We start from the raw sequence: 17,839 nt of genomic DNA on the forward strand, positions 1-17,839 counted from the left end.
CCGGGAACCTGGCCCGCCCCGTCACCGGCCCGTTCAAGGCCCGCACCGGGGCTTGTCCTTGAGAGAGCACGCACATGTCTGCTTCGCGCACCAGCCGCCGTATCTTCGCCACCGTCCTCGCCGCCGGCACCCTGATCGGCGCCGCGGCCCTGCCCGCCGCGGCGGACGGCCACCACCGGCACGCTCCCCGCGACACCGTGGTCATCGGCAAGGTGCAGTACAACAGCCCCGGCCGCGACGACCACTCGAACCGCAGCCTCAACAACGAGTGGGTGGAGGTCATGAACACCGGTCGCCACGCAGTGAACCTGCGCGGCTTCACCCTCACCGCGAGCGACGGCGCCCGCTACCGCTTCCACACCCTGCGTCTGGAGGGCCACTCGGCGGTCAAGGTCCACACGGGCGTCGGCCGTGACAGCGGCAGCGACGTCTACCAGGACCGCCACAACTACGTCTGGGACAACCACCGCGACACCGCGACCCTGCGCAACGACAACGGCCGGATCCTCGACACCGCCATGTGGGGGCGCAGCCACCACGGTGGACACCGGCACCACTGACCCGCGTCGGTGACCGGCCCCGGGTACAGGGGCCGGTCACCGCCCGGCACCACCCAGCACCATCGCGCGGCGCGTCCGCGGCCCCACCGGCCGCCGGGCGCGCCGCGCTTTGTCATCGTCTTCCAGTAGGACGCGAGTTCACCTCAAGCGCACTAGCCTCGCTCGCTCAAGCTGAACATCTTTGCGGATGGAGAGCACGTGAACGACAGGACGAAGAAGCTGGGCGGCATGGCTTCGGCGGTGGGTCTGCTGGCGGCCGGTGTGATGCTGGGCGTCGCTCCGACGGCGAACGCGGCGGTCGGGCCGACGGGGTGCAGCGCGTACGTCTCGCACACCAACGACCATGTGGCCGTGGGCTGGTGTTCGCACGGCAACGGCACCTGGTACGTACAGGCCAAGTGCGCCGGTCCCGGCCGGGTGAACGGCCCGTACAAGGGGGACCAGGGCTACCGCAAGCTCGGCCAGGAGAAGGCGTCGACGCTCAACTGCGGTACGTCCGGCTACCCGCTGGAGATGAAGGTCGTCAACGTCAAGCCGTGAGTCGACGGCTCCGGTCCTGACGGGGAGACCCCGCTCGTGCCGCCGGACAACGGCACGCGCGGGGGCCTCCCTCGTGAACTCAGGAGGTTTCGGGCCTTCCTGCGTTGGGCGGTGCGGCGCGGAGCGTGCCCGCCATCGGCGTGGCGAGCTGGGTCCAGCCCTCGTCCCAGGTGAAGGTCGTGCCGTTGGTGTCGCCGTGGGTCTGCCAGACAGTGCCAGCTGTGGTGACCACCTTGACCCAGCTGTCGTTGCCGTGCGAATCGATGGCGATCCCGCAGACGTTGGCGGGGTAGTTCGGGTTGTCGGCGTTGGTCAGATCGGTCCAGACGACCGCACCTCCCGGTGTCGCCTGCCGACCGGCGAACGCCTTGCCGTTGATGAGCGCCGCGTTGAAGGTCTCGGTGCTCGACGGGGCGTTGCTGTCGATCTCGTAGCACGAGGCCGGGCCGGTGGCTCCGGTCGCCCCTGTGGCTCCAGTCGCGCCCGTGGCACCAGTAGCTCCTGTCGCGCCCGTCGCGCCCGTGGCTCCTGTCGCACCCGTTGCGCCCGTGGCGCCTGTGGCTCCTGTCGCGCCGGTGTGGCCAGTGGCCCCCGTGGCGCCCGTGGCTCCGGTCGCGCCGGTGGGACCCGTGGGTCCTGTCGGGCCGGTGGGGCCCGTGGGTCCTGTCGGGCCGGTGGGGCCCGTCGGTCCGGTCGCTCCCTTGGGCCCCGTCGGTCCGGGCGGTCCCTTCGGGCCCTGCGGTCCGGGCGGGCCCTGCTGGCAGTGGTCGTCGTCGCCGCCCATGGCGGGGCGCACGGACTTCGCGTCGGGCCAGTGCGGGGGCCGGCAGTGGTCGTCGTCCCCGCCTCTTTCGTCTTCTTCGCCGTACGCGACCCGGGTGCCCACGCCCTGAGGCGCGGCAGCCGCCGCCGGTCCGGCCGCACCGGCCAGCACAAGGGTGAGCGACGCGACGGCGCTTCCGGCGAGCCACTTGCCACGCCGGGGCAGCGGACCGAGCCGTGACCCCGACCTGTAGTCAGAATTCACTTACTTGCTCCCTCTTCGGAAAGGTCTGGTGCGTTCCACGAACGCATTCGAAGGCATCCCCGTTCGGAAGGGGTTCGTTCGCCCCGGTGCCGCAGAACACGCAGGTGGGTAAGCGGTTCGGAGTAGTGAAACCACTCCGATGGCTCAGCTGGGCGCTGCCGCGCGGGCACCCGCGTACGCCAGAACGGGCGACCCTTCCCCCCGCTCCGGCGTGGGTGACGCCGGCGGCCGACGCCTGGGTGTCACAGTGGGCCGCTGTTCGAACGACGCACCGAAACGGGTGGGTGATGCCGTGAAGCCGTCCATTTGTCTCTGCATGATCGTCAAGAACGAGGCGCGGGTCATCGAGCGCTGTCTCGCCTCCGTACGCGACCTGATCGACACCTGGGTCATCTCCGACACGGGGTCCACCGACGGCACGCAGGACCTGATCCGGGCCGCCCTCGACGGCGTCCCGGGCGAGCTGAGGGAAGAGCCCTGGGTGAACTTCGGCCACAACCGCACCCTGAACATCTCGCACGCCCGGAACAAGGCCGACTACCTGCTGCTCCTCGACGCGGACCTGGTGATCCGCCAGGACGGCCCGCTCCCGGACCTCACCGCGCACGCGTACATGCTGCGCCACGAGGGCGACACCTCGTACCGCATCAAGCGCCTGGTCCGCGCCGATTTCGCCTGGTACTACGAGGGCGTCACCCACGAGTACCTCACCTGCGACCGGGCGACCGGCCAGGAGAACCTCGACGCGCTGACGATCCTCGACTTCGCCGACGGCGGGTCGCGCCACGACAAGTTCGAACGCGACGCACGGCTGCTCGGCGCCGAGCTGGACCGCGACCCGGAGAACCACCGCACCGTCTTCTACCTGGCCCAGACCATGCGCGACATGGGCAGGACCGACGAGGCCATCGGTCTCTACCAGCGCCGCGCCGAGATGGGCGGCTGGGTGGAGGAGGTCTACTACTCACTGCTCCAGGTGGGTGTCCTGCGCGCGGAGAGCGGTGACTGGCCGTCCGCGATGGACGCCCTCGTACGGGCCTGGGAGGTCCGCCCGGAGCGTCTGGAGGCCTGCTACGAGCTGGCGTCGAGGCTGCGCACGATGGGCCGTCACCAGTCGGCGCACGCGATCGCCGGTGCGGGTCTGGACCGCACCGCGCCGGAGGACCTCCTGTTCACCCAGCCCTGGGTGTACCGGTGGGGGCTGCTGTTCGAGTTCTCCATCACGGCGTACTGGACCGGTGACTTCGCGGCTTCCCTGCGGGCCTGCGACCGGCTCCTCGCGCTGTCGGACCTGCCCGAGCCCTACCGCAAGCAGACCCTGGCCAACCGCCGGTTCGCCGAGGAGCAGCTGGCGGGCGCGGCGGCGGGGCGTGGGGCGGGTGCGGCCGTGCCCGCTTCGTGAGCCCGCCTCACCCCAACCGCCCGCCTCACCCCAACCGCTCGATCGCCACCATCGCGGCGTCGTCCCCCAGGCAGTGCCCCGCCGCATGGCTGAGCAGGTCGTCGCAGAGGTGGCTGAGCAGGGCGCGGGGGTTCGTGCCCTGCCAGGCGGCCAGGCGTTCCGCCAAGGGGTAGAACGTTCCCGTGTCGTCGCGGGCCTCGATGACGCCGTCCGTGTAGAGCAGCATGATGTCGCCCGCCTCGAACGCGAAGGTCTCCGCGGCGAACGTCTGCGCCGCGAGACCGGGCTCCACGAGCTCGGAGAGGCCCAGCGGCGGGGCCGGATGGGTCACGTCGAGGCGGATGACCCGGCCGCCGCGCAGGAGCAGCGGCGGCGGGTGTCCGCAGTTGACCAGGCCGAGCGTCTGGCGGTCGTCGGGCACGTCGAGCACGGCCGCGGTGATGAACGCCTCGCCCGGGTCGTCGACGCCGTCGGCGTCCTCGACGCACGCGTCCTGCAGGTCCGGGACGACCGCGCCTTCGAGATAGGCCACGAGGCCGGACAGTTCGGCCTCCTGGTGGGCCGAGGCCCGGAAGGCGCCCAGGACGACGGCCGCGTCCCCCACGGCCTCCAGGCCCTTGCCGCGTACGTCACCGATGAGCAGCCGGGTCCCGTGGGGGGTGCGGGCGGCGGCGTAGAGGTCGCCGCCGATCTGTGCCTCCGCCTCCGCCGCCAGGTACACCGACGCCATGCGCAGCGGGCCGATCCGCTCCCTCAGCGGCCGCAGCACCACCTGCTGGGCGGCCTCGGCCACCGAGCGCAGCTGGACGAGCTCCTTCTCGCGCACCTCGCGCAGATGGGCGAAGAGCGTCACGAACACCGAGATCAGGATCAGCGAGACGATCTGGACCGTGTGGTTGAGGTCGGTGGCGCTGCTGCGCACCATCGCCACCACGACCTGCGCGAGTACGGCGACCGCACCGATGAACCCCGTGATGCGGGGCCCGGCGAAGGAGGCGGTGAGGGCGGGCGCGGCCACCAGGAACGGCCCGAGGTGGACGTCGGACGGAGCCAGGACGTCGCCCACCGTGACGAGCGCGATCAGCGCGATCGGCGCCGCGAGCAGCGCGTGGCGCAGTCGGTGGTACGGGTGGCGCCGCGCGTTCAGTGCCCGAAGATCCATGACTCCTGCTTACACCGCACCCCGGCCCGCATCCCCCAAGCCCGGCCGACACGGAGGTGAAGTCCTGCGACGGACAGGTGGGCGTAGCGGGTGTGAGGGGTCGGGCGCGGGCCGTCCGTGGCGGGTGGGTTCGGACGCCGGAGGGGTGGATACGTACATCGGCGGCAGGGGGGCGGGGCACTACGGCCCGCAAGGTTCGGCCGTCGGCCTCCGGTGCGGCGGCCCGGCTCGGCCTGATTCCTCCTTGCCGTCGTTTCCCCGTGCGTGAAATGGCGTACGGACCTTGACAGTTGATATTGCTACATCAAAGATCACCGAGGAGAGGGGGTGCCGTGACGGAGCACGTGTTGGTGTTCGGCGTCGGGTACGACATACCGGCCCGCATGCGCGCGTTCGGCGAGACGGCCGGACAGAAGGTCACCACGTCCGTCATGTGCTGGCCCGAACACCTCGCGAAGACGGACGACATCGAGGAGCACAGCCGGATCGTCGTCCTGGGCCCGGAGGCCTCCGACGAGGAGTGGATCGCGATGGCCCGGTCCATCGACGCCGTCGACCCGGTGACCCGGATCGGCTCCTTCTACGACGACTGCCGGCCGCAGGCCGCCCTGGTCGCCCAGGCCCTCGGTCTCGACACGCACACCCCCGAGATCGTCGAACTCGTCATGAACAAGTACGCGATGCGGCAGCGGCTCGCCGAGACCGGTGTCGAGGCCACGGCCTCCGCCGTCGTCGAGAGCCCCGCCCAACTGCACTCCTTCGCCGAGGCGCACGGCTACCCCTGTGTGGTCAAACCGCTCACGGGCGCGGCCGGCAAGGGTGTCTCCGTCATCGCCGGGGCCGCCGAGGCCGAGGCGGCACTGGAGCGCGCCAGCGGTACGGGCCCCGATGCGCGGGCCACCGTCGAGGAGTTCCTCGCGGGTGCGCAGTACAGCGTGGAGGCCTTCTCGGAGCGGGGCGAGCACGTGGTCGTCACCATCACCCGCAAGTACTCCGACCCCGTCAGCCTGGTCGAGCTCGGGCATGTGATGCCCGCGCCGCTGAAGCCCGAGGAGACGGAGGCCGTCACCCGGCACGTCGTCGCCACCCTGGACGCGCTGGGCGTCGAGTTCGGGCCCACCCACACCGAGGTCATCCTCACCGAGCGCGGGCCGCGCGTCATCGAGACGCATCTGCGCACCGGCGGCGACGAACTCTGGAACATGGTGACCGACGCGACCGGTGTGGACCTGATCGAGTCGCAGCTCCAGCAGATCCTGGGTGAGAAGGTGCTGCCCGGAATCCGTGCCACGCTCGACGACGCGGACCGGGCCGGCCGCAGCGAGGCCATCTGGTTCGCGGGCGCCCCCGCCCAGGGAACCCTCGTCGAGGTGTCCGGCGCCGACGCCGAGCGCCCCGACGCGGTCACGCTCAACGTCCTGGGGACACCGGGCGCCGAACTGAACGGCCTGCAGAACAGCTTCTCCCGGCTGGCCTGGGCCCGCGCCCACGCCGACACCGCCGAGGAAGCGGTCGCCCTCGCCCAGGAGGCGATCGACGGACTCGCGTTCATCACGCGCGTACCGGCCGCGCGCGGCGAACTCCTCTAGCGGGCGGGATCGGGCCGCCCCTCTTGGACAATCCGATTGCGGCGCGCCATACCCGGTGATATCCCACCGGGTATGGAATGCCTCGTAACAGCACGGCTCGTACTCCACCCGATGAGCGTCGAGGACGCCGTCGCGCTGACCGCGGACGAGCCGGGCGGGTACGCGCACTGGGCGCCCGGATATCCCACCGAGGCCGACACGGCCGGGGCCCGGCGCTATCTGGAGACGTGCGAGAGCGCCGGCGACCCGCAGCCGTTCGGCGCGTACGAGATCCGCCGCCGCGAGGACGGCCGCGCCATCGGCGGCCTCGGCTTCCACGGCGCCCCCGACCTCGACGGAACCGTGACGATCGGCTACGGCCTGGTCCCGGCGGTGCAGGGCAACGGCTACGCCACCGAAGCCCTGCGCGCCCTGCTGCTGTTCGCCCGCGCCGAGGGCATCACCCGCGTCAAGGGCGACACGTCCCACGACAACATCGCCTCCCAGCGGGTGATGACCGCGGCGGGCATGAGCCTCGTCGCCCAGGACGAGTGGCTGAAGTACTACGCGGTGGAGTGGGCGGAGGACTGGGCGGACGACTGGATGGAGGAGTCGACGGACTGTGTGTGAGGCGACGTCCGCATCCGCCCCGCGCTGATCAGCCCTTGAGCACCCTCCGTACCACCTCCGCGAACTCCACGGGCTGCCCGAGGAAGCCGCCGTGGTCGCCCGGGAACTCGACCGGCCGCACCGCGAGCCGCTCGGCCAGGGCCATGGAGGTGCGGGCGGTGATCAGAGCGCCCGAGGTGGCTCCGATGCCGACGACGGTACGGGTCGGGGCGGCCTTCAGCGCGGCGATGTCGGGTATGTAGGCGGCGGTGCCGCGCAGCTCGTGGGCGAAGAAGCGGACACCGTTGGCGATGTCCCGGGGCGAGGGCTCGAAGACGGGCGGGGCGGCTTCGGCCTGATCGGTGCCGTCGCCGTCGTACTGTTCGGAGGGCTGGTCGAAGCCCGCGTTGGCCATGAACTTCCGCCACGCGGCGGGCTGCCCCTCGCGGTGGAACGTCAGGATGATGTCCTCGGTCGCGGCGCGCTGTTCGGCCGCGTCCGGGAGCAGTTCCATCACGGGCGGCTCGTGCGCGATGAGCGTCCCCACCCGCCCGGGGTGCCGGGCGACCAGGGCGAGCCCGGTCACCGCGCCGCCGCTGCTCCCGAACACGTCGGCGGTCTCGGCCCCGAGGGCGTCGAGCAGGGCGGCGACGTCGTCGGCACGCAGCTCGGGGGTGGAGTCCTGCTCGGGGTCGTCGAGGGTGCTGCCCGAGATGCCGCGCGGGTCGTGGGTGACGACGGTGTGGTCGCTCGCGAGTGCGTCGGCCAGCGGCGCGAACGCCCCGGCGTCCATCGGCGCCCCCATGACGAGCAGCAGCGGCCCGGAGCCGCGCACCTCGTAGTGCAGGCGCGCGCCGGGGACGTCGAGGGTGTGCGTGGTGGTCATGTGCGGTGTGCCCTTCCGTCCGAGTCGTCCGCGGGTGCGGTGACGGAGGGAAGACCGGTGCGGGAGCGGAAACTCATCGCCTGCCCGGGAAGAGGGTTGTCACACCGCCCCCACCTGGAGGAACGCCGTCACCGTCCGCGTGAAACCCTGCGGGTCGTCGAGCCAGGGGAAGTGTCCTGAGCCCGGTTGGACGGTGAGTTGGACCTTCGGGATCAACTCGGCGATGTCGGCCGCGACTCGGGGCAGCGGACCGCTGTCCAACTCTCCCGCGAGCAGCAGGACCGGAGCGTCCAGTTTCCCGATGACGGCCCGGGCAGCTTCGGGGGAGAAGGCGCCGGACGACGCGTACTCCTCCGCCGCCTCGAAGTTGCTCTGCTCCACGTCGGCCGTGGCGTGCGCCCGCGCGGTCGCGTCCCAACGGCCGTAGAAGAAGGGGGCGATGGCGTCCCAGTCGGCGTCGGCGTCGGACCCGGCCCAGATCCGCTCGTACGCCTCGTACGCGCCCCCGAACCACGGCTCGGACTCGCGTAGGGCGGCCGCCTCCCGGCGGTGGTCCTCGGTGAAGTCGACGCCGAGGGCCCGTGCGCGGGCGGTGATCAGGGTGAGCGTACGGACGCGGTGCGGGTGGCGGGCCGCGTACAGCAGGGCGAGGTCGCCGCCCGCCGAGTGCGCGAGCAGGTCGACGCGGTCGAGCCCCAGATGGTCGCGGAGTGCTTCGACGTCCGCTACCTGCCGGTCGACGCGGTACGTCGCCGGGTCGGCCGGAACCTGCGAGTCGCCGGTCCCGCGCAGATCGAGCAGGACCAGTCGGCGGTGTGCCGCGAGGCCGCCGAGGTCCCCGAGGTAGGCGGAGGCGCGCATGGGTCCGCCGGGTATGCAGAGCAGCGGCTCGCCGTCGCCGCGCAGGTGGTAGGCGAGTTCGGTTCCGTCCGGGGCGGTGAAGGCAGGCATGGCGCCATCCTCACCGCCCCGCGACGATCACGGCAAGGGAGTTCCCTCAGTCCGCCACCGCGAGCTGCACCCGGCTGTGCGCGGGCTCGTCGATCTCGTCCAGCACGGCGAGCGCCAGGTCGGGGTGCGCGATGTGCCCGGGGCCGTCGAGGACCGTGCCGACCGCCGTGCGGTACCGGCCGGTGCGCGGACCCTGAGCGTCCAGGTCGAGGGGCGGCACCACCATCAGCCAGTCGAGCTCGGGCCCGGCCGCGCCCAGCGTCGCGAACTCGGCCACGTGCCCCTGCGAGAACACCCGGTACTGCTCCGGGAACTCCGGCGCGTCCATGATCCGTACACCCGGCGCCGTCTCCAGCGTCGTGGCGATGCCCAGCACCACCAGCCGGCCCACCCCGGCCGCCTTGAGGCCGCCGGTCAGGGCCTCGGCGGCGGAGACGAAGTACTCCTCGGAGGGCACGTCGAGGCGCACCGAGGCGTTCACGGCCGCGTCGTGGCCGGTCGCTGCGGCGGCCACCGAGGCGGCGTCGGTGGCGTCGCCCCGTACGACGGTCACGGCGTCGGAGCCGAGGCCGGGATACTTCGCGGGGTCGCGCACGACGGCCGTCACCAGGTGCCCGCGTGCCACCGCCTCGGCCACCACGGCCCGGCCCACCCGCCCGCCGGCGCCGAAGACGGCGATGCGCTTGGGGGAGTCGGAGGAGTGGGCGGGGTGTGCGGAATCCGCGTGCGTCGTTGTCATGCGGGGAACGCTAGGACGGGCACCCCTGGTTACCGCAAAGGTACTGGGCTAGCGTCGCCACCATGAACGACAGCCCCACCCGCGCACCGCTGCCCGCCGACCTCTTCGACCGCCCCGACTGCGCGGGTGGTCTGGTGCCCTTCCGCGTCGGCGACAAGTGGACCGGTGTGGTCCTGCGCTGTCTGGAGGAGGGCCCGCGCCGGTTCTCCGAACTGCGGGTGCCACTGCACTGGATCACCCCGAAGGTGCTGACCGAGACCCTGCGCGCGATGGAGCGGGACGGCTTCCTCACCCGTACCGCGTACGACGAGAACCCGCCCCGCGTCGAGTACGAACTCACCGCGCTCGGACGGTCGTTGATCGATCCCCTCAACGCCACCTGCGCGTGGTCGCGGGCGCACCTGAGCGAGGTCACGGAGGCCCGCGAGCAGTACACGGTCCGGTAGCCGGACGCGAGGACGTACGAAGGCGAGGCCGGGCCCGCGCGTGCCCGGCCTGCCGGATGCGGGTGCTCAGTGGTTACCGGGGCGGGTCGTCAGTGGTTGGTGCCCGACGCCCATACGGCCCGGCTGCCGTCGTAGATGACCACGTTGCCGTCGTCCTGGACGGCGAGGCGCGAGCCCGGGCGGCCGTCGGTGTTGGAGGCCCACACCGGGCGGTTGGAGCGGGTGTAGACGACGAAGTTGCCGTCCGTCTGGAAGCGGGCGGTCCAGCCCCGGCCGACGGTGTTCGAGGCCCAGCGGGCCCGGTTGAACTCGTCGTAGATGACGAGGTTGCCGTCGGACTGCATGACCAGCCGAGCGGTGTCGGAGCTCACCGACTCGTTGTGGTTGAGGGTGAAGGGTGCATAGCGTATCTGGGTCGAATCCACCCGCGCCGACGCCGACTTGGCGGCGGTGGGCGACGGGGTGTGGTGCGAGGGTGTCGCACTCGCCTGCCCGACGAGGGCCATGGTGGCGAGGGTGGCGGTGGCCAGAAGTGTGGTGACTCTCTTCCCCACGAGAAAACTCCTTGGGTCAGGTAGTTCATCCATGGGCGCCCGGACCGGGCGCCGCACTCGGACTCTGACACCACGGCCGCACCGGAAGGACCCGCTCCGGGCCCGGGTGACGTGTTTCCCGTGCCTCTTCGACCGGAAATGGCAGGATCAACTGTCAGGGGTGCATACGGCGAGTGATCCCTACACGAGTCACCTCGGAGGGCTCACTGCGCGGCGTAGAGCAGATCCACGTTCCGCTCCGCCCACTCGCGCATGTGCGCCAGCGGCTCGGCCGCGCTGTGGCCCAGCTCGGTGAGGGCGTACTCGACGTGCGGGGGCACGGCGGGGTAGACCGTACGGGAGACGAGGCCCGCCTCCTCCAGGCGGCGCAGGGTCTGGGTGAGCACCTTGGGGCTGACGCCCTGGAGCACACGCTGCAGCGCCCCGAACCGTACGGGACCGTCCTCCATGGCGCCGATCGCCAGCGCGCTCCACTTGTTGGCCAGGAGCTCCAGCACGTTCCGGCAGGGGCACAGGGCCGCGTAGACGTCGTGCTTGTCGTGGCTGCCGGTGGTGCAGTTCCTGCTCATGGGCGATTCCTCGGCGCTTCCTCCGCGCCGGGGGCGCGATCAGGTGGGGGACGCTATCCAAAAGATAGTAGGTGCCCTTGCAGGTTACTACTACCCCTCCCATAGCTTTGCCGCATCGTTCACCGCGAGGGCCCAGCCGCCCCGCATTCGAGGAGTCACCCATGTCCCACACCGCCCCCACGATGCGCGCCGTCACCCAGTCCGCCTTCGGCGGCCCCGAGGTCCTCCGGGTCACCGAGGCCCCGCGCCCCGTCCCGCTGCCGACCGAGGTCCTGGTCCGGGTCGTCTCCGCCGGGGTCAACCCGGTCGACGTGAAGACGCGGGAGGGCCACGGTATGGCGGGCGTCCTCGGGGAGCCGCCGTTCGTCCTCGGGTGGGACGTCTCCGGAGTGGTCGAGGAGATCGGCTTCGGCGTGCACACCCTGGAGGTGGGGGACGAGGTGTACGGCATGCCGTGGTTCCCCCGCGCCGCCGGCGGCCACGCCGAGTACGTCACCGCTCCGGCCCGCCAGTTCGCCCGCAAGCCCGCGTCCCTGGACCACGACGGGGCCGCGGCCGTCCCGCTGGCCGCGCTCACCGCCTGGCAGATCCTGGTGGACACCGCCGATGTGCGCCCCGGGCAGCGCGTGCTGGTCCACGCGGCGGCGGGTGGCGTGGGTCACTTCGCCGTGCAGATCGCCAAGCACCTCGGGGCCCACGTCATCGCCACCGCGAGCGCGGGCAAGCACGCCTGGCTGAAGGAGCTCGGCGCCGACGAGGTCGTCGACTACACCGCCACCCGCTTCGAGCAGGAGCTCTCCGACGTCGACCTGGTCGTCGACCTCGTCGGTGACGAGATCGACAGCACCAGCACGCGCTCCCTCGCCGTGCTGCGCTCGGGCGGCCTGCTCGTCGCCGTCCCCTCCGGTGTGTCGGAGGAGCTCGCCGGGAAGGCCGCCGCGGCCGGTGTGCGGGCCAGGCCGTTCCTGGTGGAGCCGGACGGCACGGCCCTGACCACCCTGGCCGGTCTCATCGACGCGGGCGCGATCAAGGTCGAGGTGGCGGCGGTGCTGCCGCTGGAGCAGGCCGCCGAGGCCCACCGGCAGCAGGCCTCGGGCCGCACCCGGGGCAAGATCGTCCTGCGGGTCGCCGAGTGACGAAGCACTGAGGGGTGTGCGGCCCCGCTGTCACGACGCCCCGCCCCCGGTTCCGGCCGGAGGCGGGGCGTCCGACGTGAACAGCCTCCCGTACCCGGTGATCGCGGCGGTGTCGCTCCCGGCCGCCCGAAGCACCGCCCACAACAGGACCTGATTGGCTGTCAGTACGGGCCGCCCGAGGGTGTTCTCGAGGGTCTCCACCATCCCCACGGCCCGGAAGCCGTTGCCTCCCACGACGACGGCCTCCGCCTCATCAGGAACACGCCCGGCCACCCAGTCGTGCAGCTCGTCCGGCCGGATGAGGGCCTGCCCGCTGGGGAGGTCGCAGGGCGCGGAGAAACGTACGTCGAGTCCGGCGGCCTCGTAGTAGGCCCGGCCGAGGTCGTTGAGCCCGGTGTCGAACCACGGCGGATCGACCAGGCAGATCCGGGTGGCCCCCACGGCGCGCAGGGCCTCCACCGTCGAGGCGCAGGTGGCGACCACCGGCAGCCCGTGCGCGCGGCCCGCGAGGCGCGCGAGCATCGCCGCCTCGGCGTCCGCGCCGATCACATACGCGGAGCTGGTGAACGCGTAGCCGATGGCCGCCACGGGCGCGGTGGCGAGCTGGGCCGCGGCCTCGTCGACGTACGGCGGCTCGGCGAAGGCCCGCACGGGCGCCAGCGGGATCGTGGAGTCCATGGCGCCGCCCCGGCGCATGGCGCCGAACGGCACCCGGGCGGCGTGCACGCCCACGTCCGGCGGAGCCATCGCGCGGAACTCCGACTCGGGGCCCACGTCGCCGTGCGGGGTGAGCACACCGACGCGCACCCGTACGTCCCAGCCATCAGGTCGCCACATCGCTCCCGCACCTCCACACGGACGGTTCCTCTTCGGACTGGTTGCCTCCGCTTGTCCATCGTGCGGGTCCGCGGCCGCCCGCGCGACACGCCGACGCCATCCGGGTGCGCCCGGTGCGACGGCTGTGACCTGCGGGTTCTCGCTCTCCGAGGAGTTGAGCGCCGCGCGATCAACACCTGTGCATGATGCCGCAGTTGACCGGTGTCCTTGGATCGAACAACCTCACCACGGCTATCTTCCCGATGTGAGGAACGACAACCAGCAGCCAACCGCCCCCTTTCCCCGGAAGTCGTTCCGTACCGCCCGCGGGACCGCTCGGTCAAGACGACAGGAGAGTGTTGGTATGAGGAGTGGCGTGCCCAGGACGCTGTGCATAGTCGGCGCCGGACCGCGCGGTCTCTCGGTGCTGGAGCGGCTGTGTGCCAACGAGCGTGCGCAGCCGACGCACTCCTCGGTGACTGTGCACGTCGTCGAGCCGTGCGAGCCCGGCGCGGGTGCGGTGTGGCGCACCGACCAGTCCCGTCTGCTGCTGATGAACACGGTGGCGTCCCAGATCACCGTGCACACCGACGCCAGCTCGTGCATCGAGGGGCCCATCGAGCCCGGACCCACCCTCCAGGAGTGGGCCGCCGAGCTCGCCGCGTCCGGCGGGCGCGCCGGGCACGACGAGCAGACCCTCGCCGAGGCCCGTGACCTGGGCCCGAACACCTACCCCACCCGCGCCTTCTACGGCAGCTACCTCTCCGCGATGTTCCAGCAGGTCGTCCGGCGCGCCCCCGCGCACGTCACGATCGAGGTGCACCGCTCGCGCGCCGTAGCCGTGACGGACAGCCACGGCGAGGCCGACTGCGAGCAGGCCGTGGGCCTGTCCGACGGCACCTGGCTCAGTGGTCTGGACGCCGTGATCCTCGCCCAGGGCCACGTTCCCGTGCGGCCGACCGCCCACGAGGAGCGGACCGCCAGCCTCGCCCGGGTGCACGGCCTGCGCTACCTCCAGCCCGCCAACCCCGCGGACCTCGACCTGAGCGTGGTCAAGGCGGGCGAGCCGGTCCTGCTGCGCGGCCTCGGCCTCAACTTCTTCGACCACATGACCCTGCTCACCCAGGGCCGCGGCGGCTCCTTCGAGCGCGTCGACGGCCGTCTGGTGTACCGGCCCTCGGGCCAGGAGCCGGTGATGTATGCCACCTCCCGCCGGGGCGTTCCCTACCACGCGCGCGGCGAGAACGAGAAGGGCGCCTCGGAGCGCTACTACCCCCGCCTCCTCACCCCCGAGCACGTCGAGACCCTGCGCAAGCGGGCCGACGACGGCGAACGGATCGGTCTGCGCGACGAGTTGTGGCCGCTGATCACCCGCGAGGTGGAGAGCGTCTACTACGGCACCTGGCTCACCGCCCGCGGCCGCGACGCCGAGCGCACCGACCTGGTGGACCGCTTCCTGGTCTGCGAGAGCGTCGAGGAGCAGAACGCGTTGCTGGACGCGGCCGGCATCCCCGAGGCGGAGCGCTGGAGCTGGGAGCGCCTTTCGCGCCCGTACGACGGCCAGGAGTTCGGCGACCGGGACGCGTTCCGCGACTGGCTGCTCCAGTACCTGCGCGACGACGTGCGCGAGGCCAAGTACGGCAACCTCAGCGGTCCGCTCAAGTCCGCCCTGGACGTCCTGCGCGACCTGCGCAACGAGATCCGGCTCGCGGTCGACCACAGCGGGCTGCACGGCGACTCGCACCGCGACGAACTCGACGGCTGGTACACGCCGTTGAACGCCTTCCTCTCCATCGGCCCGCCCACCTCGCGCATCGAGGAGATGATCGCGCTGATCGAGGCGGGCGTCCTGGAACTCACCGGCCCGCAGACCGAGATACGCATCGACACGGTCAACCCCGCCTTCGTCGCCCACTCCCGGGCCGTACCCGGACCGCCCGTGCGGGCCCACGTACTCATCGAGGCGCGGCTGCCCGAGGCGGATCTGCGGCGAGCCGCCGACCCGCTGCTCCAGCACCTGGTCGCCACCGGGCAGGCCGTCAACCACCGGGTGCCCATCGAGGGCAGCAGGACCGGGTACGAGACCGGCGGCCTCGCCGTCGCCGAGCGCCCCTACCGCGTCCGCGACGCCCGGGGCCGGGCGCACCCGCGCCGGTTCGCCTACGGTGTGCCCACGGAGTCCGTGCACTGGGTGACCGCGGCCGGGATCCGGCCGGGGGTGGACTCGGTGACCCTGGCCGACTCCGACGCCATCGCCCGCGCGGTGCTCGCCCTCGCACCCCGTCCCACCACCTCGGTCGCCGCGTCCGACCATCTGCAAGGAGCACTCGTATGACCGCCCGCCCCGACAACCTGCTCGACTCCGGCCTGCTCTCGCCGGTCCGCGTGGGCACCCCTGTCGAGGAGGCCGTCGGCGATCTGGCGTGGCTGCAGGCGATGCTCGACGCCGAGGCCGGCCTCGCCCGGGCGCAGGCCCGGCTCGGCACCCTGCCGCAGAAGGTCGCCGAGGTCATCGGCGCCGAGGCCCGCGCCGAGCACCTCGACCTGAGGGAGCTGGCGCTGGCCGCGCGGGAGACCGCCAACCCGGTGGTGGGTCTGGTGCAGGCGTTCAGCGAGCGCGTCGCCGCCGTGGACCCGGCGGCCGCCCACTATGTGCACCGCGGCTCCACCAGCCAGGACATCTTCGACACCGGCGCGATGCTGGTCGCCCAGCGGGCGCTGCGGCTGATGCGCGCCGACCTCGCCAGGTCCGCCGACGCCCTGGCCGGGCTCGCCCGGGAGCACCGCGACACCACCATGGCGGGCCGCACCCTGGCCCTGCACGCGGTGCCCACCACGTTCGGGCTGAAGGCCGCGGGCTGGCGCAAGCTGCTGCTCGACGCGGACCTGCGCCTGGAGCGCGTCCTGGAGGGAGGGCTGCCCGTCTCCCTGGGCGGGGCGGCCGGAACGCTCGCCGGATATCTGGAGTACGCGCGCCTCGACGGCGAGGGCCCTCTGGACCCGGGCGCGTACGCGGCACGCCTCACCGACACCTTCGCGCAGGAGACGGGCCTGGCCACCGCCGAACTGCCCTGGCACACCCTGCGTACGCCCATCGCCGACCTGGCGGCCGCCCTCGCCTTCACGGCCGCCGCCCTCGGCAAGATCGCGGTGGACGTGCAGTCGCTGACCCGCACCGAGGTCGCGGAGGTCGCCGAGCCCGCGGTCACCGGGCGCGGCAGCTCCTCGGCCATGCCGCACAAGCGCAACCCGGTGCTCGCGACGCTGCTGCGCAGCGCGGCGCTCCAGGTGCCCGTGCTCGCGGCGGGCGTCACCCAGTGCATGCTCTCCGAGGACGAGCGCTCCGCCGGGGCCTGGCACGCGGAGTGGCAGCTGCTGCGCGAGTGCCTGCGGCTGACCGGCGGCGCCACCCACACCCTGGTCGAACTGGCCGAGGGGCTGGAGGTGCGGCCGCAGCGGATGGCCGAGAACCTGGCGCTGACCGGCGGCCAGATCGTCTCCGAGCGCATCGCCGCCGTACTGGCACCCAAGCTCGGCAAGGCCGAGGCCAAGCAGGCACTCACCCGGGCCTCGCACACCGCACAGCAAACCGGCCGCCTGCTCGGGGACGTGCTCGCCGAGTCCGACGAGCTCAGCGGCCACTTCACCGCCGGGGAGCTGGCCGAGCTGTGCGACCCGGCCCGGTACACCGGCGCGGCGGCGGCCCTCGTGGACCGGGCGGTGCGCTAGCCGCACCGAGGTCGCGGGCCGCCCGGCCGGGGGATACCCCGATCGGACCTGCCGTCTGCGTGGCTGACGGTCACTCAGCACCGAAGGTGCTGCCCTGTGACAGGGGGGCACGCGACGACAGGAGATCCATGCGTACCGCACTGCTGCGCAACGGGGCCAGGGCGGCGGCCGCCGCCCTGGCCTTCGCCACCGCCCTCGGTGGCGCCGCCACCGCCACCGCCCAGGAGGAGTACGGCGGCCACGGCCGCCACCCCGTCGAGGTGTCGATCGGGGCCTCGGGCATCCACGCGCCGGACACCGCACAGGCCGGTCTCGTCGCCTTCCACGTGAGGACCGACGACAAGAACGGGCATTTCCTCCAGGCCTTCCGCCCCCACCGCGGTGTCACCGTCCGCAAGGTGCTCGCCGACCTGGCCAAGGCCGTCGACCGGAACTCTCCCGCCACTGCCGCGCGGGGCATCTCGGCCGTACGTGACGAGGCGGACGCGCTCGGCGGCGCCCAGGTCACCCCGTCCGTGTCGGAGACCTTCACCACCCCGATCAGCGCGGGCCCCGTCCTCCTCCTGGACTTCACCGCCTTCCTGGCCGACCCGGCCCATCCGGTCACCCGCACGCTGAACCTGCGCGGGAGCCGGCGCGGCGGCTCCTCCGAGGACCTCGCGGCCTTTCCCGACAGCATCGTGATCACCCACGAGACGTCGGCCGGTCCCCGCTTCGACGTCAACGGCCTGCGCAGGGCCGCGGACAACATCCTGGTCCACAACGCCTCGGACGAGCTCCACGAGATGGGGCTCCAGCCCGTCAAGCGCGGCACCACCGACGCCCAGATCCAGGCGTTCTTCGGCGGCGACGGCTCCGGGACACCGCCGTTCACCGGCCCCTCCCTCGGCCTCGGCGCCATCTCCCCGGGCCGCACGGCGCTGCTGGAGACCCACCACCTGCCCCCGGGCACGTACGCGCTGCTGTGCTTCGTACCGGACGACAAGACCGGGCGTCCGCACGTCGCCGAGGGCATGCACAAGGTCGTCGTGCTGACCTGACGGCGTCGAGCGTGAACCGTCGACCAAATCCGGCCTGCAGGGCCGGATTTGGCCGGAACGTAAGACAAAAGGATCTTCGCGTTCGGGCGATTGTGACAGGCTGTT

Annotated in this window: 18 protein-coding genes; 10 read left to right on the top strand and 8 right to left on the bottom strand. The window is 72.3% G+C overall.

From position 1 onward, the window contains the following. Window positions 1-74 precede the first annotated feature (74 nt). The gene (locus IE252_RS11065; RefSeq protein ID WP_190089177.1) at window positions 75-560 is read left to right on the top strand and encodes a lamin tail domain-containing protein; all 486 of its coding nucleotides are present in this window, start codon (window positions 75-77) and stop codon (window positions 558-560) included. A gap of 198 nt (window positions 561-758) precedes the next feature. After that, entirely contained in the window at window positions 759-1,100 is a 342-nt protein-coding gene (locus tag IE252_RS11070) for a hypothetical protein (protein ID WP_190089178.1), read from the top strand. Between the two features lie 79 nt (window positions 1,101-1,179). Here IE252_RS11070 and IE252_RS11075 read toward each other — a convergent pair whose 3' ends face one another. After that, complete coding sequence (locus tag IE252_RS11075) at window positions 1,180-2,127, bottom strand: hypothetical protein (protein ID WP_229848207.1); 948 nt, start codon at window positions 2,125-2,127, stop codon at window positions 1,180-1,182. 316 nt (window positions 2,128-2,443) lie between these two features. Between IE252_RS11075 and IE252_RS11080 the strand changes: the two genes are divergently transcribed. Further along, window positions 2,444-3,529: a glycosyltransferase gene (locus IE252_RS11080; protein ID WP_190089179.1), complete on the top strand. Its 1,086-nt coding sequence runs from the start codon at window positions 2,444-2,446 to the stop codon at window positions 3,527-3,529. 25 nt (window positions 3,530-3,554) lie between these two features. Here IE252_RS11080 and IE252_RS11085 read toward each other — a convergent pair whose 3' ends face one another. Further along, window positions 3,555-4,691, bottom strand: a complete 1,137-nt coding sequence (locus IE252_RS11085; protein ID WP_190089180.1) for a PP2C family protein-serine/threonine phosphatase — start codon at window positions 4,689-4,691, stop codon at window positions 3,555-3,557. A 332-nt stretch (window positions 4,692-5,023) separates the two neighbouring features. On the opposite strand from IE252_RS11085, the gene IE252_RS11090 reads away from it, so the two are divergent. Further along, the gene (locus IE252_RS11090) at window positions 5,024-6,280 is read left to right on the top strand and encodes an ATP-grasp domain-containing protein (RefSeq protein ID WP_190089181.1); all 1,257 of its coding nucleotides are present in this window, start codon (window positions 5,024-5,026) and stop codon (window positions 6,278-6,280) included. Window positions 6,281-6,352: 72 nt separating this feature from the next. Further along, window positions 6,353-6,889 carry a GNAT family N-acetyltransferase gene (locus IE252_RS11095; protein ID WP_190089182.1) on the top strand — a complete coding sequence of 179 codons (537 nt, stop codon included), beginning with the start codon at window positions 6,353-6,355 and terminating at the stop codon, window positions 6,887-6,889. Window positions 6,890-6,917: 28 nt separating this feature from the next. Here IE252_RS11095 and IE252_RS11100 read toward each other — a convergent pair whose 3' ends face one another. From IE252_RS11100 to IE252_RS11110, 3 genes are all read right to left on the bottom strand, one after another. Then, window positions 6,918-7,754, bottom strand: coding sequence for an alpha/beta fold hydrolase (locus IE252_RS11100; RefSeq protein ID WP_190089183.1), 837 nt, complete (start codon window positions 7,752-7,754; stop codon window positions 6,918-6,920). Window positions 7,755-7,853: 99 nt separating this feature from the next. Further along, window positions 7,854-8,705 carry an alpha/beta fold hydrolase gene (locus tag IE252_RS11105; protein WP_190089184.1) on the bottom strand — a complete coding sequence of 284 codons (852 nt, stop codon included), beginning with the start codon at window positions 8,703-8,705 and terminating at the stop codon, window positions 7,854-7,856. Window positions 8,706-8,751: 46 nt separating this feature from the next. After that, window positions 8,752-9,444: an NAD(P)-dependent oxidoreductase gene (locus tag IE252_RS11110; RefSeq protein WP_190089185.1), complete on the bottom strand. Its 693-nt coding sequence runs from the start codon at window positions 9,442-9,444 to the stop codon at window positions 8,752-8,754. A 62-nt stretch (window positions 9,445-9,506) separates the two neighbouring features. Here IE252_RS11110 and IE252_RS11115 point away from each other — a divergent pair, with 62 nt between their 5' ends. Continuing rightward, window positions 9,507-9,890 (top strand): winged helix-turn-helix transcriptional regulator, encoded by a 384-nt coding sequence (locus IE252_RS11115; protein WP_190089186.1) that lies wholly within the window; start codon window positions 9,507-9,509, stop codon window positions 9,888-9,890. Window positions 9,891-9,979: 89 nt separating this feature from the next. Here the strand turns inward: IE252_RS11115 and IE252_RS11120 are convergent, their stop codons facing one another. Beyond that, a complete protein-coding gene (locus IE252_RS11120; protein WP_190089187.1) occupies window positions 9,980-10,444 on the bottom strand; it encodes a hypothetical protein in 465 nt (154 codons plus the stop codon). Window positions 10,445-10,647: 203 nt separating this feature from the next. Next, window positions 10,648-11,013 carry a winged helix-turn-helix transcriptional regulator gene (locus IE252_RS11125; RefSeq protein WP_190089188.1) on the bottom strand — a complete coding sequence of 122 codons (366 nt, stop codon included), beginning with the start codon at window positions 11,011-11,013 and terminating at the stop codon, window positions 10,648-10,650. Between the two features lie 161 nt (window positions 11,014-11,174). Between IE252_RS11125 and IE252_RS11130 the strand changes: the two genes are divergently transcribed. After that, on the top strand, window positions 11,175-12,149 hold the full coding sequence (locus IE252_RS11130) for an NADP-dependent oxidoreductase (protein ID WP_229848209.1): 975 nt from the start codon (window positions 11,175-11,177) through the stop codon (window positions 12,147-12,149). Between the two features lie 30 nt (window positions 12,150-12,179). On the opposite strand, the gene IE252_RS11135 is transcribed toward IE252_RS11130, so the two are convergent. Then, window positions 12,180-12,986 carry a maleate cis-trans isomerase family protein gene (locus IE252_RS11135; protein WP_190089189.1) on the bottom strand — a complete coding sequence of 269 codons (807 nt, stop codon included), beginning with the start codon at window positions 12,984-12,986 and terminating at the stop codon, window positions 12,180-12,182. A 343-nt stretch (window positions 12,987-13,329) separates the two neighbouring features. On the opposite strand from IE252_RS11135, the gene IE252_RS11140 reads away from it, so the two are divergent. From IE252_RS11140 to IE252_RS11150, 3 genes are all read left to right on the top strand, one after another. Then, window positions 13,330-15,300 (top strand): FAD/NAD(P)-binding protein, encoded by a 1,971-nt coding sequence (locus IE252_RS11140; RefSeq protein ID WP_190089190.1) that lies wholly within the window; start codon window positions 13,330-13,332, stop codon window positions 15,298-15,300. After that, on the top strand, window positions 15,297-16,694 hold the full coding sequence (locus IE252_RS11145; protein WP_190089191.1) for a nitrosuccinate lyase: 1,398 nt from the start codon (window positions 15,297-15,299) through the stop codon (window positions 16,692-16,694). The genes IE252_RS11140 and IE252_RS11145 overlap by 4 nt, the downstream gene beginning before the upstream one ends. A gap of 128 nt (window positions 16,695-16,822) precedes the next feature. Then, window positions 16,823-17,734 (top strand): hypothetical protein, encoded by a 912-nt coding sequence (locus tag IE252_RS11150; protein ID WP_190089192.1) that lies wholly within the window; start codon window positions 16,823-16,825, stop codon window positions 17,732-17,734. The last annotated feature ends 105 nt before the right edge of the window (window positions 17,735-17,839 follow it).

This window comes from Streptomyces melanogenes, assembly GCF_014649795.1.
Lineage (GTDB): Bacteria > Actinomycetota > Actinomycetes > Streptomycetales > Streptomycetaceae > Streptomyces > Streptomyces noboritoensis.